Consider the following 22,688-nt stretch of genomic DNA (forward strand, 5'->3'; position numbering starts at 1 on the left):
ATATATAAGAAATTTATATAAACTATTATTTTAGAAAAGAAGGAGTATCCACAAAATGAAAAAACGTGTAAAAATCGTAGCAACCCTTGGACCAGCAGTTGAAATTCGCGGTGGTAAAAAATTTGGTGATGATGGCTATTGGGGAGAGTCACTTGATGTTGAAGCAAGTGCAAAAAACATTGCTAAATTAATCCAAGCTGGTGCTAACGTATTCCGTTTTAATTTCTCACATGGTGATCATGAAGAGCAAGGTGAACGTATGAAAACTGTTCGTCGTGCAGAAGAAATTGCAGGACAAAAAGTTGGTTATCTATTAGATACTAAAGGACCAGAAATTCGTACTGAACTTTTCGAAGGTGATGATAAAGAGTTTGAATACAAAACAGGTGAAACAATCCGTGTTATGACTACTCAAGGTCTTAAATCAACTCGTGATAAAATTGCTTTGAACGTTGCTGGTGGAATTGATATTTATCACCATGTTGCAGTTGGTCAAACAATTCTTATCGATGATGGTAAATTAGGTCTTACAGTTGTTGCTAAAGATCCTTCTAATCATGAATTTGAAGTAGAAGTTCAAAATGATGGTGTTATTGCTAAACAAAAAGGTGTAAATATTCCTAATACAAAAATTCCTTTCCCAGCTCTTGCTGACCGTGACAATGCGGATATCCGTTTTGGTCTTGAACAAGGAATTAACTTCATTGCAATTTCATTCGTTCGTTCTGCTAAAGATGTTAATGAAGTTCGTGCAATTCTTGAAGAAACAGGTAATACTCATGTTCAACTTCTTCCAAAAATCGAAAACCAACAAGGTATCGATAATTTAGATGAAATCATTGAAGTTTCTGATGGTATCATGATTGCTCGTGGAGATATGGGTATTGAAGTTCCATTTGAAATGGTTCCAGTTTATCAAAAACAAATTATCAGAAAAGTTAACAAGGCTGGTAAAGTTGTAATTACTGCAACTAACATGCTTGAAACAATGACTGAAAAACCACGTGCTACTCGTTCAGAAGTATCAGATGTATTTAATGCTGTTATTGATGGAACTGATGCTACTATGCTTTCAGGTGAATCAGCAAATGGTAAATATCCAGTTGAATCTGTAGCTGCGATGGCAAGAATTGACATGAATGCTCAATCTATGTTATCTGAATATGGACGTTTAAACGAAGAAGAATTTGATCGTTCAAGTGTAACAGAAGTTGTTGCTTCAGCAGTTAAAGATGCTACTAAGAATATGGATATCGCGTGTGTTGTTGCAATTACTGAATCAGGTAACACTGCTCGTTTAATTTCTAAATACCGTCCTGATACTGATATTCTTGCAATTACATTTGATGAATTTGTTCAAAAATCTCTAATGATTAATTGGGGTGTATTCCCAGTTCTTGAAGAACGTCCAGCTTCAACTGATGATATGTATGATGTTGCAGAAGAAGTTGCTCGTAAATATGGTTTTGTAAATTCAGGTGATAATATTGTTATCGTAGCTGGTGTTCCAGTTGGTGAAGGACGTACTAACACAATGAGAATCAGAACTGTAAAATAATAAATAAAATTTTATATAAAAATAATATTAAAATTAGTTAATGCTTAGTCATTAACTAATTTTTTTTGATATATATAATATTTTTCTGTAAACATCTATAGTATTTTGATAGAATTATCAGAAAGAGAGGTAAATAGAAATGACTTCGACAAAAGATTTTGAAAAATTTGGTAAAAAATTGAATAAGGCAGCTAATCCTAAATATGGATTAAAAAAGTTCAATAATTTTGAAGGAAAATTGGTTAGAAACGAGAAGTATTACTCTATTTTTAGAATAATATTTTCTATTTTAACAGTATTGTCAATTTCATATTTAGTATTTATTGCTCCTAGGAAAATAAATAATATCCAAAACAGGATTAATACAATTGAAAAAGAAAAAAAGGATATTTTAAATAATCCACCTCACCAAGATAGAGCAGACAATATGAAGGAGTATGTATTAGAGGAAAAAAATAATACTCCCTTAAAAATTGATGGTGATAATTATATCAATATTGATTCGAATAATATTTTTGTCTCTGATAATGCTAATATCATAGATAGTGATACAAGATCAAAAATCTATGATATGAATAAATATTTAGCTCGCTATACAGACGGTGCACAGTATATGGTTGTCACTATCAATAGATTACCAGAAAATGAAACTATTGAGTCTTATGCAAATAAAATATTTCGTAAGGTTGGAATTGGTGATTCTAAGCTTGATAACGGTGTACTTTATTTAATAAGTATAGATGATCGTAAGTTCCGTCTTGAAGTTGGATACGGAATGGAGGGAGTCTTAAACGACGGTAAAGCTGGTCGAATAATTAATGCTGATGACATCGTTGATGATTTTAAGGATAAACATTATAGTAAGGCAATTTTATCAGTTTCTAAAACAGTAACTGAGATTATGAATATCAAAGTAAATAATTTAAATGAACAGATTGACCAACTAAATGCACAAATTACCTATAGAGTATTAATTCCAATAATAATAATTCTAATTTCAGTGATTGGCATTTTTATTCTTTCATATTTGATTAAACAAAATCGTTTAGTAGCCAACGAATTAGGGATCATGTATACAAATTATAGTAAAACTAGTTCACTTAATCGTACAAAAACTGATTTTTACTATTTACTTTTGAGTGGAATTGGAACAATTACAAGTCTTAAGGCGCTACACGATAATATAGGTTATGGGAAAATAATTGAAAAAAATCCAAATGCTAAGATTGTGTCGAATGGGATTCTTGTTGGTAATCGTTTGTATGGTGGAGACGGATATATCATGACTAATGACTATTCTTCTTCAACTTACAACCCAGCTAATCATTCTGGTGGCGATAGCTTTGGTGGTGGATCTTCAGGCGGAGGAGGTGCCTCAGGAGGATGGTAAATTATATGTCAAATATTAATAAAAATAAAGATATTGAAAAATATATTTCAGTTATTGATGATAAATGGAAAGCTTCTTATGAAAAATTATTAGATGTTATAAATGAAAATATTCCATCGGGTTTTGAGTTGAATTTTTAATATTGTATGCCAACTTATGTTGTTCCTTTATCAATATTTCCCGAAGGATATTTAGGACAAAAAGATGAACCTTTACCTTTTGTCAGTCTTGCAAGTCAAAAAAATTATATTTCCTTATATCATATGGGATTGATGGGGAATCGTGCATTATTAACTTGGTTTGAAGATGAGTATGCTAAAGAAGTTCCAACAAAGCTGAACATTGGAAAATCTTGTATAAGGTTTTCCAATCCTAAGAATATTCCTTTTGAATTAATAGTAGAATTGATGAAAAAGATTTCTCTTAAAGATTATGTTAACAATTATGAAAGATATAGAGATAAAAAATAAGCCTTGACTATATAGTCAAAGCTTATTTACTTACTTTTTTCTGCCTTACGCTTTATATCATTTACAACTTGACCTTGCATTTCATTTGCAAGAACATCTTCAAATGCAGGTATTTCAATTTCACTTCCATATTTTTTTTCAAGAGCTGTCTTAATCAAGCGGTAAGCAAGATTTGTATTTCTTGAAAGAATTGGACCGTGGAAGTAGCTACAAAAAACATTTTTATAGTGAGCACCTTCAGTGCCATCTTCGCTATTATTTCCTTGACCAAAAACTACTTTACCAAGCGGTTTTTCTTTTTCAGATAAAAATGTTCTACCTTGATGATTTTCGAAACCATAATAGGTTTCATCAAATTCATCATTATGAATTTCAATATCACCGATGAAGCGGTTATCTTTTTGGTTAAGAGTATAGTGGTTCATAGCCGAAATACCCGGAATTTTTTGTCCGCTTGCATCCATATAGTATTGTCCTAAAAGTTGAAAACCACCACAGATTGCAAGCATTACACCGTCATTCTCAATGTACTCTTTAATACCATCTGCTTTTTTAGGCAAATCTTCACTTACAATTACTTGTTCGTAATCTTGACCACCACCAAAAAAAGCAAGATCAAATTTATCAGCCTTGAAATCATCTTCAAGACTAACAATATTGAAAGTCATATGTGCACCGAGCTTTTCACCAACGTATTTAAGCATGAGAACATTTCCGTTGTCCCCATATGTATTCATTAAGTCTCCATACAAATGAGCTGCATTAAGCGAATAAGGATAATTTTTTTCTTTTGATTCAATTGATTTATACATACTATCTCCTTATTATTTCATCTCACCAGAGATGATATTCTTATTTTTAAGTAGCTCACGCATTTCAAGCATAGCGGTATAAGTTGCTAGGATATATACATGATCAGTATCTTGATTTTGAATTTGTTCGAGTACGGCAGTGAGACTTTCAACTTCTGATAGATTATTTTCGTCAAAACCAGCAACACGTAGACGGCGTGCCATTTCAGAATGACGTACACCACCAGTTATAACGCTTGTTACATCCATATCAGTGATTGTTTCAAAATTTGCATCCCATATCCAACTTGTATCAATACCATCAGCATAATTAGCATTGAGAAGTGCTACTAAGGCAAAAGGATAAGGAGCCATTTTTATCATATCAAGAACTTGATTTGCACCTACTGGGTTTTTAATAAGAACAAGTGTGCATTTTTTATTACCAACATTAAAAGTTTCTTGACGACCAAAAACAGCACGACTATTATCAAAACCAGCTTTAATTTGATTACTAGATACACCAAGGTATTCAGCCACAGCTACAGCCGCAAGAGCATTGTAGATGTTATATAATCCACCCACATTGATTCTATAATCTTGACCGTCGATAATAAAATCACTTGATACATTATCTATACTTACAAGTTCAGTTAGCTTGTAATCAAGTTCAGGACGTTTAAAATCGCAGTTTGGGCAGAGGTAATCCCCCAAATTAGCGTATGTATTAGTCTTGTATTTAAGTATGTGATGACATCTTGGACAAAGTACACCCTCAGTATTATAGTGAGCTCGTTTTGGCTCACCTTTTTTTGTATCAAAGCCGTAGTAAAGAACCTTGTTATCTACTTCTTTTGAGCTGAAAAGTGGACTGTCGCCATTCATAAGAATCGTAGCTTCTGGACTATTTGCTGCGCCTTTAAGGATTAAATCGTAAGTTGTATAAATTTCTCCATAACGATCCATTTGATCACGAAAGATATTTGTAAAGACAAAAAGTGTTGGTTTAATATATTGGGTAATTTTAGGTAAGCTTGCTTCATCGATTTCAAGTACAGCAACTTTTTTACTACCATTTGTCCCCTTAGGAGCAGTCAGGAAGGTTGAAACAATCCCTGTTATCATATTTGCTCCGGTAGGATTAGTAGTCACAGAGCCAAAGGCTTGTTCTAAAATTCCAACAGTCAAAGCAGTAGTTAAAGTTTTTCCATTAGTACCTGTTACAACAATAATTTCATCGTAGTTATTAGCAAGTTCATCGAGTATATTTGGATCAAGTTGAAGGGCCAGCTTTCCTGGGAAAGTTGAGCCTCTCTTGAAAAAGTTTTTTAGTACAAAATGCGCTGATCTTCCGACTGAAGCAGCAAAAATCGATTGTATTTTCATAATAGATATTTTAGCATAAAAGTGACCATTTAAAAAGTGAGAGAAATAGATGAAATATTACCTAATGTATTTTATAATTAAAAATTTATAATACATAACAAAATATTTTTATCATGATTCTATTTAACATTATGTAATTATATGTTATAATTTCTGGAAACAATTATCTGATAATTGTATATATTTAAAATATTTAGTGAGTTGAAATAATTTTCAGAGGAATAGGAGAAATTTGTTGAAAAAAGAGTTTAAGAAGTCAGCAATTATTGCTGCAAGTTTTTTGCTATTATCAACCCCCATACTACAAGCTGCAACAGTTTATGCTGAGGATAGTAATAAAGAAAGTTCAGTATCATCTGAGAAAGATGAGAAAGCATTAAAAGAGTATCTTCAAAATCAGAGTCAATTAAAAAATGAAGATAATACCAAATCATTTTATGATGCAGTGAAGGAACAGCTGAAACTTGAAGGAATTATTAAAGAAGGTGGTTCCGAAACAGAAATTGATCAGAATCAAAAAATCCGTGTAATTGTTCAATTAGGGAAAAATGCTGCTATTGATAAGGTTGGAACAAGTAGTGGAAATAAAAGGTCTATTGAAAAAATTGAGAAAGAAATTGATTCTGTGAAAGGGAATCAAAAATCTGTTAAGAGTGAGGTTGAAAAAATTGCGGGTGCAAAAGCTCGTCGCTCATTTGGATATCTTGTAAATGGATTTTCAATTGATATTAAATTAGCGGATTATGATAAAATAAAAGATTTAAATGGAGTATTGGCAGTTACACCTGCACAAGTCTATTATCCGACTGATGCTGATGCAAATTCCCTTGGACAAGTTCAAAAAGTCTGGGAAGAACATCAACTTAAGGGTGAAGGAATGGTTGTTTCTATTATTGATACTGGTATAGACTCAAGCCATAAAGATTTGTACTTATCAGATAAAAGTAGTGGACGTTTGAATAAAGATTCAGCGGCTGCACTTGGGAAAGGTAAATATTTTACAGAAAAAGTACCTTTTGGTTATAACTATGCAGATGGAAGTACTGATATTGTCGATACAACAGGCAGTATGCATGGTCAACACGTTGCAGGTATTGCAGCATCAAACGGTAATGTTAAAGGTGTTGCGCCAGAGGCTCAACTATTAGCAATGAAAGTATTCTCAAATAACACAGACTATAAAGGATGTTTTAGTGATGATGTCATAGCTGCAATTGAAGATTCGGTGAAACTTGGAGCAGATGTTATCAATATGAGTTTAGGATCAGTCACAGCTAATACTGATATTGATGATCCTCAATCACAAGCAATCAAAAAAGCTAGTGATGCAGGAGTGATTTCTGTAATTTCTGCTGGAAATAGTGGAACAAGTGGTTCAACAGGGGATGGTAATCCAAAGAATCAATTTGATACACCAGAATTGAGTACAACAGGTAGTCCTGGTGTAACTCCAGAGGCTCTAACAGTTGCATCATCTGAAAATTCAAAGGTTAAGATTAAAACTATCAAGGAGATAAAAGGTTTAGTAAAATTTGATTCAGTACCTGATTTAAATGATGGTTCAACAACTGTATTCACTCAAGCAGAATCAGATTACAGTATTTTGAAATCTGGACATAAATTAATTGATTTAGGTTTAGGTACCGAAGATGATTACACCAAAGATAAGAAAGAAGAATTAAAAGGAAATATTGCCTTAATTTCACGTGGAGCTATTACATTTACTGAAAAGGTAAAACATGCCAAGGATAATGGTGCTGTTGCTGTCGTTATTTATAATAACGCTGATGGTTTAGTATCAATGAGTCTAGACGACAAGGAATTTCCAACACTAGGCTTTTCAAAAGTTGATGGAGAAAAATTAGTAGAGACTGCAAAATCAGGAAAAAAAGTTGCCTTTGATTTCAACATGGCAGCAATCAATAATGTTGAAGCAGGAAGGATGTCTGACTTTAGTTCGTGGGGACCAACACCAGAATTGAATTTTAAACCTGAAATTTCTGCGCCTGGCGGAAATATTTATTCGTTGGCTAATGATAATAAATATCAAAACATGAGTGGTACTTCGATGGCAGCTCCTTTTGTTGCTGGATCTGAGGCACTGATATTACAAGCAATCAAACAAAAAAATCTAAATCTAAGTGGATCAGAACTAGTTAAATTTGCTAAAAACTCGGCTTTATCTACATCTGTTCCAATAATTGATCTTGACCATACGAAAGAAATAATTTCTCCTAGAAGACAAGGAGCAGGACAAATTAATGTTGCTGCTGCGATTGAGAACAATGTTAGCTTAGTTAACAAAGCAGATGGAAATGGAACAATTACCCTTAGGGAAATTGGTCGCTCATCAACTTTTACTGTTACCTTGAAAAACAATGGTTCTAAGGATGAAACATATGCCTTCAATGATTATGGTGGAGTTTATACTCAAAAAACTGATGAAAATAAAGAAATTTACGATACAAAAATTGAAAAGGCAAGTATAAAGACTGATAGTAACAAGCTTACGATTAAAGCTGGTGAATCAAAAGACGTTACATTAACAGTTACTTTGCCGTATGATTTTGCTGAGAATCAATTTGTTGAAGGTTTTGTAGGCTTTGATGGTGTTAATGTTCCAAACCTTGTTATTCCATACATGGGATTTTTCGGTAAATATGATTCAGGCAAGATTATTGACCCATTAGTATACGAAGATGGACACTCAGCTCCAAGTCAGTCTGGCTACTTAATTTCCGATAATAACTATGTTTTAGGTATTGGAAAAGATAAAGATGGCAAATCTAATGTTGATCCAAAAAGAATTGCTATTTCACCTAATAATAAAGATAATGTTCAAGATTATGCAGTACCAGTTCTTTACTTTAATAAAAATTTCAATGAAGCAAAATATGAAATTGTAGACGATAAAGATAAGACAATTCGGGAACTTGCAATCGATAATAGTGGACACAAAGACTACTATTCAAGTGGTAAATGGAGTAACCATACAGTAACAGAGGCAACTTGGAGTGGCGAAGTATTTGATAAAAAGACTGGTAAAGATATTCAGGTAAAAGATGGGCAATATAAGTATAAAGTAACAGTAAGTCCAAGAACAGGAGGCGCAGATCAAACTACATATATTCCAATCATAGTTGACAATACTGCTCCAAAATTGGATAAACTAAGTGTTAATAAAAATGGTAACATTGTTTTCCAAGCTAGTGATGAACTTTCTGGATTGAATGAAGGAGTAGTAGCTATTTCCTTAAATGGTCAAAAAACAACAATTGAAGTTACCAAAAAAGGTGATACCTACGAATCAGTTCAATCATTTACTGATTACTTTGAAAAAGGGAAAAATAATATTGAACTTGCTATTAGTGATAATGCTGGAAATTCAACTTATGCCTCAACTATCTATGAAACTACCAAAGACAGTTTACTAGTCTATAATATCGCAGATGGTGATTCAATTAATCAAGCTACTGCTGGCTTTAATGAAGAAAATAAAACCTTCGAAATAACAGGTAGCTATAAAGAAAATACGACAATATTTGTAAATGGAGTTGAAACGAAAACTGATGGAAATGGACTATTTAAGGTTTCAATCCCTCTAACAAATTCTACAAAAGAAGTAATTTTTTCAGAAGATAAATCAGGTGAAAAAGAAATTTCTAAAATTGCTGTAAATGTAAATATTGTGGGACCAGAAGTTACAGTTAATGGATTAGGTGAAAATAGTCTAATTAATACAACAAGTGATAAATATACTATTTCTGGTAATGTTAAAGATGCTAGTGATGTAATTCTTTATAATCCAAATACAAAAGAACAAATCCCTGTTGAGGTTGATGAATCCGGTAATTTTAGTAAAGAGGTTAAACTCAATTATGGAGATAATTTATATTATGTAGTAGCTTCAAATGAAGTTGGAAATGAGACATATGTAGGTGTAACGATTAATTCATCAGGTAGCACATCATTAAGTTCAGATGTCTTAAGTTTTGATAATTTAGATTCAGGGTTAATGCTGATTAATACTGAAAGTAAACAATATGATAAATCAGCTAAGACTTTAAGTATTACAGGTAAGTTAGCATATCCTGTTAGTAACTTTACCCTTAATGGAGAACAAGTAAATTATGACCCAAACACTCTTCAATTTACTTACCAATTGAAGAATATATCTACTGGAACGTATAGACTTCAAGCATATGTTCAAGATGATAAATTAAATAATGGTCGTCCTCTTGTTAATTATTCATATCAAATATGGGTCGATGATAAGTTACCAAGTCTTCAACTTAAAGGTATGGAAGAGCACAATGGTAAATTAGCTGCTTATACAAACTCAAATCCTTACACTGTAAAAGCAACTATTACAGATAATTTATCTGGTTATAATTTTGCAATTAATAATAGCCACGTATATAGTGATAAGGCTTACGAAGTATTTAATGAAAAATTCTTTGCTGGAAAACCTGCAGTAGATGTAAATTATAATGTTGATATACTTGAAGAAGATACTTCTAAAATGACTGCACTTTTAGTTGATGAGCTTCGAAATAAAACACAACTCGATTTTACAGTAAGTCACCACAAGAAAAATATTGAGGCACCAAGTATTTCATCTAGTAATACTGAGTGGACTAACAAACCTCTTATTCTTTCATCAGGTAATTATCAAGCAGTAAAAGATGCTGCTGGTAATTTTGAAAAACCTGTTCTTTATTACTCAATTGATAATAAAACTTGGACAGAAGTGCCAAATGATCTATCTGTAGTAGAAAATGGAACTTACTACTTCCAATATAAAGATAAATATGGAAACGAATCATCAGTTTCTACTTTTGAAGTGAAGAATATCCGTACTGCGATTGCAGGAAATCCAACTGTTAATCTGATTGTTGATAAAGATAAGGAAAAAGTTACTGTTGAACTTGGTGTTGATTCAAAAGATGAAATAACAAAAGTAAAATATAGCTTAGATGATGGAAAAACTTGGCAAGTATATGATAAACCTTTTGAAATTAAGAAGGATACTGTGATTCGAGTTAAGACATTCGATAAGGCAGGAAATGAAAGTGAAGTAACCTCTACAAAAATTTCAATAAAATCAACTAATCAAAAACCAACACCAATTCCAAAACCTGGTGGTGGAAAAGCAAAACCAGTTCCTAAACCAGGTGAAAATGGGGAGTACAAAGATAATAAAGAAAAAGAAGAACCTGGCTCTCAGGAACCAATTGGTATTATCGGAAATAATGTAAGCGGTGGAAGTAACGGAAATTCTGGAAAGGGTGTAAACAAAAACAACTCATCTTTAAGAAAGAATTTACCAAGCACTGGTGAAGAAAAAGCACTTTGGGCAACAGTAGGAGCAGGTATAATAGCTTTAGCTGGTGGATTATTTTACTACAAACGCAAAAAAGACAAAGATGAATCTGATGATGATTCACAAAATTAAAAGATAATATTTAAAAACCCTCGGCACACTAGTCTGAGGGTTTTAGCATTTATATAGATATTTTTGATATAATTATTAAAAGAATATATAAGGTGAAAATTATGGAAAAGAAAAAGAATTCTTATAATGAACAGATAAAAAGAGGATTATTACCAGGGAAATATGGTGAATATGATTTTGGGAATTTTAATTTTGACGATCCTACCTATGATGAAAATTATGGATTTGAAGATTATAAAGAAGAAGCTCAAGCCTATATAGAAAATGATAGTGAAAAAACTATATCTGTAAAAGAAAGTAAATTTATCAAGGAAGATTTAAAAGCACCCAAAGAAGTTTTTTCAAACTTTCAAAGTAAAAGTGAAGAATTAAGTAAGGGTATAATTAAAAACTCAAATCGTATGTTTAAATTGTACAGACAAATTTTTGAGAAATTTTGGATATGGAATAAAAAATGAAAATTTTAGAGACCGAAAGACTAATATTAAGAGAATGGGAACTAGGAGATGAAAAATATTTAAAATTTTTTCTAGGGGATAATAGGGTCATGTATGCCTACGAAGGAGTATTTTCAGATGATCGTATTGCTTTGTGGTTAGAGTGGAATCTAGAATCATATAAGAAAAATGGATATGGTTTATGGGCAATTGAGCTAAAAAATGACGGAAAAGTTATAGGCGAATGTGGTCTTACTAATCAGGAAGTAGAAGGTGAGATTTATAAAGAAATTGGCTACCACTTGATTTTTGATGAGTGGCATAATGGATATGCTGTAGAAGCTGCGCGTGCTGTGAAAGAATATGCATTTAATGAATTGAAGGTTAGAGAAGTTGTATCTACTGTTAGAAATAATAATATTACCTCTATGAATGTCGCCATTAGAAATGGAATGACTGTCGATAGGATTTTTAATAAGTCCTACAAGGGAATTGATATGCCACATTTTTTGTTTAAGGTTGAAAATAGTAACTCTCATAATATGTCTGAATAATGATTTTAAGCACTAGTGATAGTGCTTTTTGATGGTAAATTATGGTATAATAAAACGATTATCAAAAAGTGATGAGGAAATTAAATGTCTAATATAAATATTAATGAATTAAAAGAGCGTCAGAAGAAGATTCGTAACTTCTCAATCATTGCGCATATTGACCATGGTAAATCGACTTTGGCTGACCGTATTTTGGAGCAAACTCAAACAGTTTCAAAGCGTGAAATGCAAAACCAATTGCTTGATTCAATGGATTTGGAACGTGAGCGTGGAATAACAATTAAGTTGAATGCTATTGAACTTAATTACACTGCAAAAGATGGTGAAACGTACATTTTCCACCTTATAGACACACCAGGGCACGTTGACTTTACTTATGAAGTATCGCGTTCTCTTGCTGCCTGTGAAGGTGCAGTTCTTGTTGTAGATGCTGCACAAGGGATTGAAGCTCAAACGATGGCTAATGTTTATTTAGCCTTAGATAATGATCTTGAAATTTTGCCAGTAATTAACAAGATTGACCTACCAGCTGCTGATCCAGAACGTGTACGTACTGAGATTGAAGATGTAATCGGTCTTGATGCTAGTGATGCCGTTCTTGCTAGTGCAAAAGCAGGAATCGGAATTGAAGAGATTCTTGAGCAAATCGTTGAAAAAGTTCCTGCACCAGAAGGTGATGTTGAAGCACCTCTTAAGGCTTTGATTTTTGACTCTGTTTATGATGCTTATCGTGGAGTTATCCTTAATATCCGTGTCATGGATGGTGTTGTTAAACCAGGAGATAAAATCCAAATGATGAGCAATGGAAAAACTTTTGATGTAACAGAAGTTGGAATTTTTACTCCTAAAGCAGTTGGACGCGATTATTTGATGGCTGGAGACGTTGGTTACGTCGCAGCTGCAATTAAGACAGTTGCTGACACTCGTGTAGGGGATACTGTAACTCTTGCTGATAACCCTGCTTCTGAGCCACTAGATGGATATAAGAAATTAAATCCAATGGTATTCTGTGGTCTTTATCCAATTGATAGCAATCGCTATAATGACCTTCGTGAAGCCCTTGAAAAACTTCAATTAAACGATGCAAGTTTAACTTTTGAGCCTGAAACATCTCAAGCCCTTGGTTTTGGTTTCCGTTGTGGATTCTTGGGTCTTCTTCATATGGACGTTATCCAAGAACGTTTGGAGCGTGAATTTAACCTTGACCTTATCATGACAGCACCAAGTGTTATCTATAAAGTCAATACAACAGATGGGGAAAATATCATAGTTTCTAACCCTAGTGAATTCCCTGACCCAACTAAAATTGAAAACATTGAAGAACCATTCGTGAAGGCACAAATCATGGTACCGTCAGACTACGTCGGAGCCGTTATGGACCTTGCTCAGCGTAAGCGTGGTGAGTTTGTAACAATGGATTATATTGACGACAACCGAGTTAACATAATCTATCAAATTCCACTATCAGAAATCGTTTATGATTTCTTCGATAAGCTAAAAAGTTCTACTAAAGGCTACGCAAGTTTTGACTACGAGATAAGCGAATACCGTCCAAGCCGCTTGGTTAAAATGGATATTCTATTGAATGGTGAGAAGGTTGATGCTCTGTCATTTATCGTGCATAAGGATTTTGCTTACGAGCGTGGAAAATTAATTGTAGAAAAACTGAAGAAAATCATTCCTCGTCAACAATTTGAAGTGCCAATTCAAGCAGCAATCGGGCATAAAATTGTGGCAAGATCTGATATTAAAGCTCTACGTAAAAACGTACTTGCTAAGTGTTATGGTGGTGACGTATCACGTAAGAGAAAACTGCTTGAAAAACAAAAAGCAGGTAAGAAACGTATGAAATCAATCGGAAGTGTAGAAGTACCGCAAGAAGCCTTCTTGAGCGTACTTAGCATGGATGAAGAATAAAATAAAAAATCACTTTTTCGGAAGTGATTTTTTAAAGAACTTATAAATAAATTGGAGAAGTGTATTATGGAAAATTTTGAAGGATCTGATAACTGGCTTATTGGTTCATGGTATTGTAAAGAATGGGAAACTAGCTATAGGTTTTCTAAGAATGATGATGAATGGATAATGACAGATGAGGACTTAGGGTTCAATAAAAATATAATTATCGAATCAGAAGATGAAAATCAAATAATATTTGCTTCGGTAAAGAATGGTACCAGATATATTATTGAAAAGGTATCAAACAAAGAAATGAAATTTCAACAAGTTGCTAAAAAAGGTATGCTTGGCATGACAAATATTGCAACTTTCACAAAGAAAAAATAGTCCCTTAAAAATAAGAGCTATTTTTTTGCGTTATAAAGTCTAATCAGTGTCTATTTTGAAAATTTATATTTATGAAAGATGCACTCCTTTATCAACAAATATTACTTCTCCAATAATACCGCTTGAAAGAGGGCTAATTAGGAAGGCACAGGCATTTCCAACCTCTTCAATGGTAACACCGACCTTGCTTGGTGTACGATCTTTTGAGACTTCAATTAGTTTTTGGTAGTCTTTTACACCAGAAACCGCTAGTGTTTTGATTGCACCAGCTGAAATTGCATTGACTCGAATATTTTGGGGTGATAAATCAGCAGCTAGATAGCGTACACTTGCTTCTAAGGCAGCTTTTGCAATCCCCATCATATTATAATTTGGAACCGCTCGTTCAGCTCCTAAATAAGTTAGAGTTACAATTCCTGCATTATCATTTAAGATAGGCTGAGCAGCCTTAGAGACAGCAATTAGAGAGTAGGCAGATATATCTTGAGCAAGTGAAAATCCATCGCGGCTGATATCAACGACTGAACCTGCTAGATCCTCTTTATTTGCGTATGCAATGGCATGAACTAGTCCATCAATATTTCCGTATTCTTCTTTGATTGTAGTAAAAGCAGTAGCTATGCTTTCATCTGAAGCCACATCACATTCTACTAAGAATGCTTCTGTTCCTAATAATTTTACAACTAATTTTTTCATTCGTTCATTTTGGTAGGTATAGATTACTTGAGCTCCTTGGTCCATAAGTGCCTTGGCACAACCCCAAGCAATACTCTTTTTGTTGGCTACACCCATAACTACTATTTTTTTTCCATCTAAGAATCCCATAAGATCTCCTAATTTCATTTTTAATTTTCTAAACATGAATATTATTAAATAAAATACTTTGATTGTCAAATTAAATTTTGCTTGATTTTTTTTTTAATCTATGATATTTTTGTATTCATAAAATTAAGGAGGACATTTTGTGAATGAAATATTAACCAGAAAAGATATTTTAGATACAATTCCAAATAGATATCCCATTTTGTATATTGATAGTGTAATGTCAATAGATGCTGGTAAAAAAATTGTTGCAAGAAAGAACGTAAGCAACAACGAGGATTTTTTCAAAAATTCTTTTGAAGATGCTTTTATGCCAGGTCTTTTGATAGTTGAAACACTTGCACAAGCAGGTTCAATATTAATATTGAAATCACCTGAGTTTTTGGGTAAGACTGCATATATTGGTGGTTTTAACAAAGTTGAATTTATTGACCAAGTAAGACCAAATGATATTATGGATTTACATTTTGAAATAATAAAAATAAAAGGTAGTGTTGGTACTGCAAATGCCTGGGCTACAGTGAATGGTGAAAATAAAGTAACATGTCAATTTACATTTATTGTCGGAGACAAATAAATTTTACTTGCATTTTTTTTATAAATAATTTATAGTTTGATTATCAAAGTAATTTGAATAAAAATTATGAAGGATAAAAAAATGTCACCTGAATTAAAACAAATAAATGAACTACTAGTTATCGTTTATAACGATATTATTGATTTAGAAGAGAAACAGCTCAAGGCTGAGAACTTCAGTGATTTATCAATAAAAGAAATTCATACTATCGATAAGATAGGTATGTATAAAAAGAAAACAGCAACTGATGTTGCAAAAGAACTTTCGGTAACCTTAGGAACACTCACTACGGCGATTGATAAGCTCGTTAAAAAAGGATACGTTGAAAGATTAAGAAGTGAGGATGACAAGCGAGTTGTAAAACTTGGTTTAACCAAAAAAGGTCGTCTTGTCTATCGTGCCCATGAATCATTTCACTATAAAATGATAAATCAAGTGATTGAAGGCATGAGTGATGATGAAGTTTCAGCCCTAACAAGTGGCTTAAAAAATCTTCATTCATTCTTAATCAAGGAGTAAATAATGGGACAATTTGCAAAAATAATTGCAACTGCATCCTACACGCCTGACAATGTTGTAACCAATGATGACCTTAGCCAAATACTTGATACAAATGATGAGTGGATATATTCACGAACAGGTATTAAGGAGCGACATATTTCAACAGGACAAGATACATCTGATTTGTGTATTGAAGTAGCTAAAAAATTGTTGGATGAATCAGGCTATGATGCAAGTGATATAGATTTTATAATCGTTGCAAGCATGACTCCAGATTATCAGAGTCCATCGACTGCTTGTATTGTCCAAGGTGCTATTGAAGCAAAAAATGCCTGGGCAATTGATGTCTCAGCAGCATGTTCTGGTTTCGTATATGCCTTAACAGTTGCTGAGAAAATGATTGGTGGCAGTAATAAAAGAGGCATGGTCATTGCAGGAGACGTGATGTCAAAGGCAGTTGATTGGTCAGATCGCTCGACAGCAGTTCTCTTTGGAGACGGTGCTGGAGGCGTCATACTGGAATCTAGTCAAAAACAGCACATCCTTTCAAGTAATCTTTATGCTCAGGGAAAAAAAGCAAATTGCTTACAGTCAGGTAAATCACCTGTCACTAATCCTTGGATTAAAAGTGATTCATTAAGTAAAGAAAATTCCTTTGAAAAGCTATCAATGAATGGAAGACAAATTTTTTCATTTGTAGTAGGTAATGTAAGCAAAACAATAAAAGATTATTCAGAGCAAATAGATTACTATTTGTTACACCAAGCAAATGCTAGGATTTTAGATCAAGTTTCCAAGAAAATTGGACAACCTAGAGAAAAATTCTTACAAAATATTGAAAAATACGGCAATACATCAAGTGCATCAGTAGCAATCTTGTTGGATGAAGCCATTAAAAATGAAATTTTAACCCTCGGAAGTGGCCAACAAATTCTTTTATCAGCTTTTGGTGGAGGACTGACTTGGGGAAACATACTTATAAAATTATAGAAATAAATAGGAGAAACTATTATGACATTCGAAAAAATTCAAGAAATTATTGCTGAAGAACTAGATAAAAATACTGAAGATATTACGCTTCAAACTAACTTTACTAAAGATTTAGATGCGGACTCTTTGGATATTTTCCAAGTAATTAATGAGATTGAAGATGAATTTGATATTGAAATTGATACAACTGAACCTATCAATACTGTTGAAGATTTAGTTGTTTACGTTGATAAGGCAATTAAGTAAATGCTATGAAAACAGCATTTCTATTTAGTGGACAGGGTTCGCAATATGCTGGTATGGGACTTGATCTCTATCAAAATGAATCTGAGTTCAGAAAAGTATTCGATCAGGCCAGTGATATTCTTGGCTATGATTTAAAAGAAATAGTTTTTACCGAAAATGACCTTTTAAATGAAACTGAATATACTCAACCTGCTGTATTTACCATTTCAAATGGTATATTAAGCATTTTAAGAAAGAACAAGATTGAGGCTGACTATGTTGCAGGACTAAGTCTTGGGGAATATTCTGCTCTTGTGGCATCTGGTGCTATTGACTTTTCTAATGGTCTAATGCTTGTTAAAAAAAGAAGTAACTTAATGTCTGCTGCCGTACCCAAAAACTTTGGGAAAATGGTAGCAGTTTTAAATACTCCAATTTCTATAATTGAACAGGCATGTGAACAAGTTGACGGACCTGTTTCAGTAGCAAATTATAATACTCCCAAACAGATTGTGGTCGGAGGTAAAAGTGAAGCAGTTGATGAATTTGTTGCTATCTTAAAAGAAGATGGTTATAAAAAGATAATTCCCTTGAACGTTAGTGGCCCCTTTCATACAAAAGTTTATGAGCCGGTATCAAGAGAACTTGCAAATATATTTTCCGAAATTAAATGGCAAGAAATGAGCACACCAATTATTGGTAACGTTCAAGCCAAAATTATGCAGAAAGATCAACTTGATGATTTACTTGCCAGACAGGTAATGTCTCCAGTTCGGTTCTATCAAACAATTGATGAAATGATAAATCTAGGAGTTGGACGCTTTGTTGAAATCGGACCTGGAAAGACTTTAACATCTTTTGTTAAAAAAATAGATAAAAATCTTGAAACTTATAATATTGAGAATCTTAAATCTTTGCAAAATTTCTTAGATTCTTATGAGAGGTAGAAATAATATGGATTTAAAAGATAAGACAGTTCTTGTTACAGGAAGTAGTAGAGGGATTGGACTTGCAGTTGCTAAAAAATTTGCCCAAGAAGGAGCAAATATTATTTTAAATGGTCGTTCTGAAATCTCAGAAGATTTGATAAATGAAATAGCAGCTAATGGCGTTAAATGTATTACTGCTACAGGAGATATTTCATCTTACGAAGATGTAGAAAATATGCTTAAAAAAGTCGAAGAGCAGCTAGGCACTATTGATATTTTGATTAATAATGCGGGCATTACAAAAGATTCTCTTTTTCTACGGATGAAGGCTAGTGATTTTAATGATGTAATCTCGACAAATCTGACGGGAACATTTAATGTAAGCCAACAAATATTTAAAAAAATGATGAAGCAGAGATATGGCGTCATCATTAACTTATCAAGTGTTTCGGCACAACTTGGTAATCTCGGTCAGGCAAATTATGCAGCAAGTAAGGCTGGTATTATTGGAATGTCTAAGAGCATGGCAAGAGAAGGCGCTAGTCGTAATGTTAGATCCAATACTATTGCACCAGGTTTCATTGAAACTGAAATGACAGATATTCTCTCAGATGATGTTAAGGAGCAAATAAAGGCAACAATTCCTCTGAATCGTTTTGGTAGTGTTGATGATGTTGCTGAACTTGCAGTATTCTTAGCCAAAAGTCCATATATTACAGGTCAAGTGATAAATGTTGACGGCGGAATGGTTATGAACGGATAGAAAGGTATACAATGCAAAGAGTTGTAGTTACAGGGTATGGCGTTGTATCGCCAATCGGAAATAATAAAGAAGACTTCCTTGAAAGTTTAAAAAAAGGAACAAATGGTATTGATAAAATTACTCGTTTTGATTCTACTAATACTGGTGTTAGCCTTGCTGGAGAGGTCAAAGACTTCCCGCTAGAAAAATACTTTACAAAAAAAGATGCCAAACGAATGGATTTATTTTCAATATATGGAATTCATGCCAGTCTTGATGCCCTTCAAATGGCAAATCTTGATAAAGAACTTGTTGACCAAGATCGCTTTGGTGTTATGGTTGGGTCAGGTATTGGAGGACTTCCAACAATTCAAGATCAGGTAAGTAGAATGAATGATAAAGGTGCAAGTCGTGTGTCACCATTATTTGTACCCATGTCCATTGTTAATATGGTTGCAGGAAATATTGCTTTACGAGTAGGAGCAAAAGGTATTTGTACCAGTACGGTTACAGCATGTGCGTCAGGTACACATTCAATCGGTGAAGCTTATCGAAACATTAAGCATGGATATTCAGACGTAATATTAGCAGGCGGGGCTGAATCTACAATCTGTGAAATTGGTATCGCAGGATTTGCATCACTTACGGCCTTAAGTAGACAAACTGACAAAGACAAAGGTTCAAGACCATTTGATAAGGAGCGTGATGGTTTCGTAATGGGTGAAGGTGCAGGGATTTTAGTTTTAGAATCTCTTGAACACGCACAAAAACGCGGAGCAAAAATAATTGCTGAAGTAGTAGGGTATGGTGCAAACTGTGATGCATATCATATGACTGCTCCAAATCCTGATGGGTCAGGTGCAGGTAAAGCCATTAAATTTGCGCTCAATGAAGCAGGGATTGAGCCAGAACAAGTTGATTATGTAAATGCACATGGAACTAGTACACCAGCTAATGATTCAAGTGAAGCAACAGCCATCCATTATGGTCTTGGTGAATATGGAAGCAAGGTTCCAGTTTCTTCTACAAAATCAATGACAGGTCATTTACTCGGTGCAGCAGGTGGTGTAGAGGCAGTCGTGCTTCTTGAAGCTTTAGAGCACCAATTTCTTCCACCTAGTATAAATATTGAAAATATGGACCCAGAAATCGACTTAAATATTGTAAAAAATCAAAGCCAAAATGCCAGTGTTAGATATGCCTTGAGTAATTCACTTGGTTTTGGTGGTCATAATGCTGTAATTTTGATGAAGGGATGGGATGAAGAGTGAAGATAAAATCTATAAAAGACTTAATCGAACAATTTGATCAAACTAGTCTAACAGAACTTCATTGGCAAGAAGGAGATTTTAATCTTCATCTGTCAAAACTAGATAATCCTCTTAACTTTTTACCTGTTAACCCTGAAAAAAGTAATTCTCTTTCAGGAAACAAAGGTGAAAATGTAGAGAATTTAACACAATCAGCTCAACAAGAGGTAGAAAAACCTCATCAGCTTGAAGAAAGTAAAAATGAAGAGTCTAAAGAAGATTTAGCAAGTATCACTTCACCATTGGTTGGAGTTGTTTATCTTCAAAAAACACCTGATACTCCAGTATTTAAGGAAATTGGAGATAGGGTGGAAGTTGGTGAAACGGTTTGTATTGTTGAAGCTATGAAGTTGATGAATGAAATCCAATCAGACATTTCAGGAATAATCACTGAAATTGCTGTTAAAAATGAAGAAGTAGTTGCCTTTAATCAGCCGCTATTTCGTGTTAAGAAAGGTTAGAAATGTCACTATTAACAATTCAAGAAATAAAAGAAATAATACCTCATCGCTATCCAATGCTTTTAATTGACCGTGTTGAAGAAATAGTTGGTCAAGAAAAAATTATAACTAAAAAGAATGTAACTATTAATGAACCTTTCTTCCAAGGACATTTCCCTCATGAACCAGTAATGCCTGGTGTTTTGATTATTGAATCAATAGCCCAAGCAGGCGCAGTTTTACTTCTATCAATGGACCAATTTAAGGGGAAAACAGCCTATTTTGCTTCAATTGATAAAGCTAAGTTTCGTCAAAAGGTCACACCAGGGGATACATTGATTATTGAGGTTGAACTTACAAAGCTTAAGGAAAATATTGGTGTTGGTAAGGGGATTGCTCGTGTTGATGGAAAGAAAGTTGCTGAGGCTGAATTAACTTTCGCAATTAACTAAGAGGTGTAGCTATGTTTAAAAAAGTATTAATTGCTAACCGTGGTGAAATAGCGGTAAGAATTATTCGAGCTTGTCGAGAAATGGGAATTGCAACAGTGGCTGTTTATTCAGAAGCTGATAGTGAAGCCCTTCATACTGAATTAGCTGACGAAGCAATCTGCATCGGTCCTGCAAGAGCGAGTGACTCATATCTCAATGAGCAGCAAATTTTATCAGCAGCCCTAGTTACAAATTCAGAAGCAATTCATCCAGGCTTTGGTTTCCTCTCTGAAAATTCTCGTTTTGCATTCATGTGTGAAGAATGTGGAATTAAGTTTATTGGTCCCAAAAGTAAAACGATTGATGAGATGGGAAATAAAGTCAATGCTCGTAAAATAATGCAAGCAGCTGGAGTTCCAGTAATTCCTGGAAGCGATGGTGCAATCTCTTCAGTTGATGAAGCTTTGAAACTAGCAGATGAGATTGGTTATCCCGTAATGTTAAAGGCTGCTGCTGGCGGTGGTGGAAAAGGAATTCGAAAGGTATTTTCCAAAGAATAATTACCTAAAGAATTTAACGCATCTCAGCAAGAAGCAAAAGCCGCATTTTCAAGTGATGAAATGTATATGGAAAAGATTATTTATCCAGCAAGACATATTGAAGTTCAAATTCTAGGAGATTCTTTTGGAAATGTTATTCAGCTTGGAGAAAGAGATTGCTCACTTCAAATAAATAATCAAAAATTAATTGAAGAAGCTCCATACGATGAACTTTCTGAAGATAACCGTGAGTATCTTGGAAAGATTGCTGTTCAGGCTGGAAAATCAGTTGATTATGAGAGTGCTGGTACCATAGAATTTTTGATGGATAAGTCAGGTAGTTTCTATTTCATGGAAATGAATACTAGAATTCAGGTTGAGCATGCAGTAACTGAAATGGTTACTGGAATTGACATTGTAAATGAACAATTGATAGTTGCATCAGGTGAGAAATTATCTGTTAGTCAAGATGATGTTAAATTATCAGGTCATGCCATTGAATGTCGTGTTAATGCTGAAAATCCAAAGCTGAATTTTGCACCTAGTCCAGGAAAAATTGAAAATCTTTTTCTACCAAGTGGTAACTTGGGGTTAAGGGTGGAGAGTGCAGTCTATGATGGTTACGAAATTCCACCATTTTATGACTCAATGATTGCTAAAATTATTGTGTATGGTAAGGACCGCAAGCAAGCTTTGATGAAGATGAATAGAGCACTTGATGAGGTTGTTACAGATGGGCTAGTGACTAATGTTGACTTTCAAAGGGCTCTGCTTAATCATAAAAAGGTTATCAGTGGGGACTATGATACAGCATTTGTTCAAGAGGAGTTTTTACCGACCTGGAAAATTTAGTTA

21 protein-coding genes and 1 pseudogene are annotated in these 22,688 nt (G+C 33.7%); 19 read left to right on the top strand and 3 right to left on the bottom strand.

Going from position 1 to position 22,688, the window contains the following annotated elements; all coding sequences use genetic code 11:
* Positions 1-55: 55 nt before the first annotated feature.
* From pyk to BG262_RS05990, 4 genes are all read left to right on the top strand, one after another.
* Positions 56-1,558, top strand: a complete 1,503-nt coding sequence (gene pyk / locus BG262_RS05980) for a pyruvate kinase (protein WP_070787961.1) — start codon at positions 56-58, stop codon at positions 1,556-1,558.
* Between the two features lie 139 nt (positions 1,559-1,697).
* A complete protein-coding gene (locus tag BG262_RS05985) occupies positions 1,698-2,948 on the top strand; it encodes a TPM domain-containing protein (RefSeq protein WP_070787962.1) in 1,251 nt (416 codons plus the stop codon).
* A gap of 5 nt (positions 2,949-2,953) precedes the next feature.
* Positions 2,954-3,088 (top strand): hypothetical protein, encoded by a 135-nt coding sequence (locus BG262_RS10960; RefSeq protein WP_267886991.1) that lies wholly within the window; start codon positions 2,954-2,956, stop codon positions 3,086-3,088.
* Positions 3,089-3,094: 6 nt separating this feature from the next.
* Complete coding sequence (locus BG262_RS05990; protein ID WP_233278827.1) at positions 3,095-3,418, top strand: DUF1801 domain-containing protein; 324 nt, start codon at positions 3,095-3,097, stop codon at positions 3,416-3,418.
* Positions 3,419-3,444: 26 nt separating this feature from the next.
* Here the strand turns inward: BG262_RS05990 and gatD are convergent, their stop codons facing one another.
* Positions 3,445-4,230 carry a lipid II isoglutaminyl synthase subunit GatD gene (gene gatD, locus BG262_RS05995; protein WP_070787963.1) on the bottom strand — a complete coding sequence of 262 codons (786 nt, stop codon included), beginning with the start codon at positions 4,228-4,230 and terminating at the stop codon, positions 3,445-3,447.
* A 12-nt stretch (positions 4,231-4,242) separates the two neighbouring features.
* Entirely contained in the window at positions 4,243-5,595 is a 1,353-nt protein-coding gene (murT, locus tag BG262_RS06000; RefSeq protein WP_070787964.1) for a lipid II isoglutaminyl synthase subunit MurT, read from the bottom strand.
* A gap of 235 nt (positions 5,596-5,830) precedes the next feature.
* Here murT and BG262_RS06005 point away from each other — a divergent pair, with 235 nt between their 5' ends.
* From BG262_RS06005 to BG262_RS06025, 5 genes are all read left to right on the top strand, one after another.
* The gene (locus BG262_RS06005) at positions 5,831-11,050 is read left to right on the top strand and encodes a S8 family serine peptidase (protein ID WP_070787965.1); all 5,220 of its coding nucleotides are present in this window, start codon (positions 5,831-5,833) and stop codon (positions 11,048-11,050) included.
* Between the two features lie 101 nt (positions 11,051-11,151).
* The gene (locus BG262_RS06010) at positions 11,152-11,508 is read left to right on the top strand and encodes a hypothetical protein (RefSeq protein WP_070787966.1); all 357 of its coding nucleotides are present in this window, start codon (positions 11,152-11,154) and stop codon (positions 11,506-11,508) included.
* Complete coding sequence (locus BG262_RS06015) at positions 11,505-12,041, top strand: GNAT family N-acetyltransferase (RefSeq protein WP_070787967.1); 537 nt, start codon at positions 11,505-11,507, stop codon at positions 12,039-12,041. Before BG262_RS06010 ends, BG262_RS06015 begins: the two co-directional genes overlap by 4 nt.
* Positions 12,042-12,134: 93 nt before the next feature.
* Positions 12,135-13,958, top strand: a complete 1,824-nt coding sequence (gene lepA / locus BG262_RS06020; RefSeq protein WP_070788089.1) for a translation elongation factor 4 — start codon at positions 12,135-12,137, stop codon at positions 13,956-13,958.
* A gap of 66 nt (positions 13,959-14,024) precedes the next feature.
* On the top strand, positions 14,025-14,327 hold the full coding sequence (locus BG262_RS06025; RefSeq protein ID WP_070787968.1) for a hypothetical protein: 303 nt from the start codon (positions 14,025-14,027) through the stop codon (positions 14,325-14,327).
* A 69-nt stretch (positions 14,328-14,396) separates the two neighbouring features.
* Here the strand turns inward: BG262_RS06025 and fabI are convergent, their stop codons facing one another.
* Positions 14,397-15,152 carry an enoyl-ACP reductase FabI gene (gene fabI, locus BG262_RS06030; protein ID WP_070787969.1) on the bottom strand — a complete coding sequence of 252 codons (756 nt, stop codon included), beginning with the start codon at positions 15,150-15,152 and terminating at the stop codon, positions 14,397-14,399.
* A 139-nt stretch (positions 15,153-15,291) separates the two neighbouring features.
* Between fabI and fabZ (BG262_RS06035) the strand changes: the two genes are divergently transcribed.
* The 10 genes and pseudogenes from fabZ (BG262_RS06035) to BG262_RS06080 all read left to right on the top strand — a co-directional run bounded on the left by fabZ (BG262_RS06035) (position 15,292) and on the right by BG262_RS06080 (position 22,685).
* Positions 15,292-15,726, top strand: a complete 435-nt coding sequence (gene fabZ / locus BG262_RS06035) for a 3-hydroxyacyl-ACP dehydratase FabZ (RefSeq protein ID WP_070787970.1) — start codon at positions 15,292-15,294, stop codon at positions 15,724-15,726.
* Between the two features lie 81 nt (positions 15,727-15,807).
* Complete coding sequence (locus BG262_RS06040) at positions 15,808-16,245, top strand: MarR family winged helix-turn-helix transcriptional regulator (RefSeq protein WP_070787971.1); 438 nt, start codon at positions 15,808-15,810, stop codon at positions 16,243-16,245.
* Positions 16,246-16,248: 3 nt separating this feature from the next.
* The gene (locus BG262_RS06045; RefSeq protein ID WP_070787972.1) at positions 16,249-17,217 is read left to right on the top strand and encodes a beta-ketoacyl-ACP synthase III; all 969 of its coding nucleotides are present in this window, start codon (positions 16,249-16,251) and stop codon (positions 17,215-17,217) included.
* Between the two features lie 21 nt (positions 17,218-17,238).
* Positions 17,239-17,463 carry an acyl carrier protein gene (locus BG262_RS06050; protein ID WP_070787973.1) on the top strand — a complete coding sequence of 75 codons (225 nt, stop codon included), beginning with the start codon at positions 17,239-17,241 and terminating at the stop codon, positions 17,461-17,463.
* Between the two features lie 5 nt (positions 17,464-17,468).
* Positions 17,469-18,389, top strand: a complete 921-nt coding sequence (fabD, locus tag BG262_RS06055) for an ACP S-malonyltransferase (protein WP_070787974.1) — start codon at positions 17,469-17,471, stop codon at positions 18,387-18,389.
* Positions 18,390-18,396: 7 nt separating this feature from the next.
* Positions 18,397-19,134 (top strand): 3-oxoacyl-[acyl-carrier-protein] reductase, encoded by a 738-nt coding sequence (gene fabG, locus BG262_RS06060; RefSeq protein ID WP_070787975.1) that lies wholly within the window; start codon positions 18,397-18,399, stop codon positions 19,132-19,134.
* An 11-nt stretch (positions 19,135-19,145) separates the two neighbouring features.
* Positions 19,146-20,384: a beta-ketoacyl-ACP synthase II gene (fabF, locus tag BG262_RS06065; protein WP_070787976.1), complete on the top strand. Its 1,239-nt coding sequence runs from the start codon at positions 19,146-19,148 to the stop codon at positions 20,382-20,384.
* Positions 20,381-20,884 carry an acetyl-CoA carboxylase biotin carboxyl carrier protein gene (gene accB, locus BG262_RS06070; protein ID WP_070787977.1) on the top strand — a complete coding sequence of 168 codons (504 nt, stop codon included), beginning with the start codon at positions 20,381-20,383 and terminating at the stop codon, positions 20,882-20,884. Before fabF ends, accB begins: the two co-directional genes overlap by 4 nt.
* Positions 20,885-20,886: 2 nt before the next feature.
* Entirely contained in the window at positions 20,887-21,315 is a 429-nt protein-coding gene (fabZ, locus tag BG262_RS06075; RefSeq protein WP_070787978.1) for a 3-hydroxyacyl-ACP dehydratase FabZ, read from the top strand.
* A gap of 11 nt (positions 21,316-21,326) precedes the next feature.
* A pseudogene (locus BG262_RS06080) lies at positions 21,327-22,685 on the top strand (acetyl-CoA carboxylase biotin carboxylase subunit).
* Positions 22,686-22,688: the final 3 nt, after the last annotated feature.

The sequence above is a fragment of the Floricoccus penangensis genome (assembly GCF_001832885.1).
GTDB classification, from domain to species: domain Bacteria; phylum Bacillota; class Bacilli; order Lactobacillales; family Streptococcaceae; genus Floricoccus; species Floricoccus penangensis.

What these genes read in the sequence shown, in the direction of transcription:
- pyk (WP_070787961.1), top strand. Translation starts at nt 56, where the DNA reads ATGAAAAAACGTGTAAAAATCGTAGCAACCCTTGGACCAGCAGTTGAA.
- BG262_RS05985 (WP_070787962.1), top strand. Translation starts at nt 1,698, where the DNA reads ATGACTTCGACAAAAGATTTTGAAAAATTTGGTAAAAAATTGAATAAG.
- BG262_RS10960 (WP_267886991.1), top strand. Translation starts at nt 2,954, where the DNA reads ATGTCAAATATTAATAAAAATAAAGATATTGAAAAATATATTTCAGTT.
- BG262_RS05990 (WP_233278827.1), top strand. Translation starts at nt 3,095, where the DNA reads ATGCCAACTTATGTTGTTCCTTTATCAATATTTCCCGAAGGATATTTA.
- gatD (WP_070787963.1), bottom strand. Translation starts at nt 4,230, where the DNA reads ATGTATAAATCAATTGAATCAAAAGAAAAAAATTATCCTTATTCGCTT.
- murT (WP_070787964.1), bottom strand. Translation starts at nt 5,595, where the DNA reads ATGAAAATACAATCGATTTTTGCTGCTTCAGTCGGAAGATCAGCGCAT.
- BG262_RS06010 (WP_070787966.1), top strand. Translation starts at nt 11,152, where the DNA reads ATGGAAAAGAAAAAGAATTCTTATAATGAACAGATAAAAAGAGGATTA.
- BG262_RS06015 (WP_070787967.1), top strand. Translation starts at nt 11,505, where the DNA reads ATGAAAATTTTAGAGACCGAAAGACTAATATTAAGAGAATGGGAACTA.
- BG262_RS06025 (WP_070787968.1), top strand. Translation starts at nt 14,025, where the DNA reads ATGGAAAATTTTGAAGGATCTGATAACTGGCTTATTGGTTCATGGTAT.
- fabI (WP_070787969.1), bottom strand. Translation starts at nt 15,152, where the DNA reads ATGGGATTCTTAGATGGAAAAAAAATAGTAGTTATGGGTGTAGCCAAC.
- BG262_RS06040 (WP_070787971.1), top strand. Translation starts at nt 15,808, where the DNA reads ATGTCACCTGAATTAAAACAAATAAATGAACTACTAGTTATCGTTTAT.
- BG262_RS06045 (WP_070787972.1), top strand. Translation starts at nt 16,249, where the DNA reads ATGGGACAATTTGCAAAAATAATTGCAACTGCATCCTACACGCCTGAC.
- BG262_RS06050 (WP_070787973.1), top strand. Translation starts at nt 17,239, where the DNA reads ATGACATTCGAAAAAATTCAAGAAATTATTGCTGAAGAACTAGATAAA.
- fabD (WP_070787974.1), top strand. Translation starts at nt 17,469, where the DNA reads ATGAAAACAGCATTTCTATTTAGTGGACAGGGTTCGCAATATGCTGGT.
- fabG (WP_070787975.1), top strand. Translation starts at nt 18,397, where the DNA reads ATGGATTTAAAAGATAAGACAGTTCTTGTTACAGGAAGTAGTAGAGGG.
- fabF (WP_070787976.1), top strand. Translation starts at nt 19,146, where the DNA reads ATGCAAAGAGTTGTAGTTACAGGGTATGGCGTTGTATCGCCAATCGGA.
- fabZ (WP_070787978.1), top strand. Translation starts at nt 20,887, where the DNA reads ATGTCACTATTAACAATTCAAGAAATAAAAGAAATAATACCTCATCGC.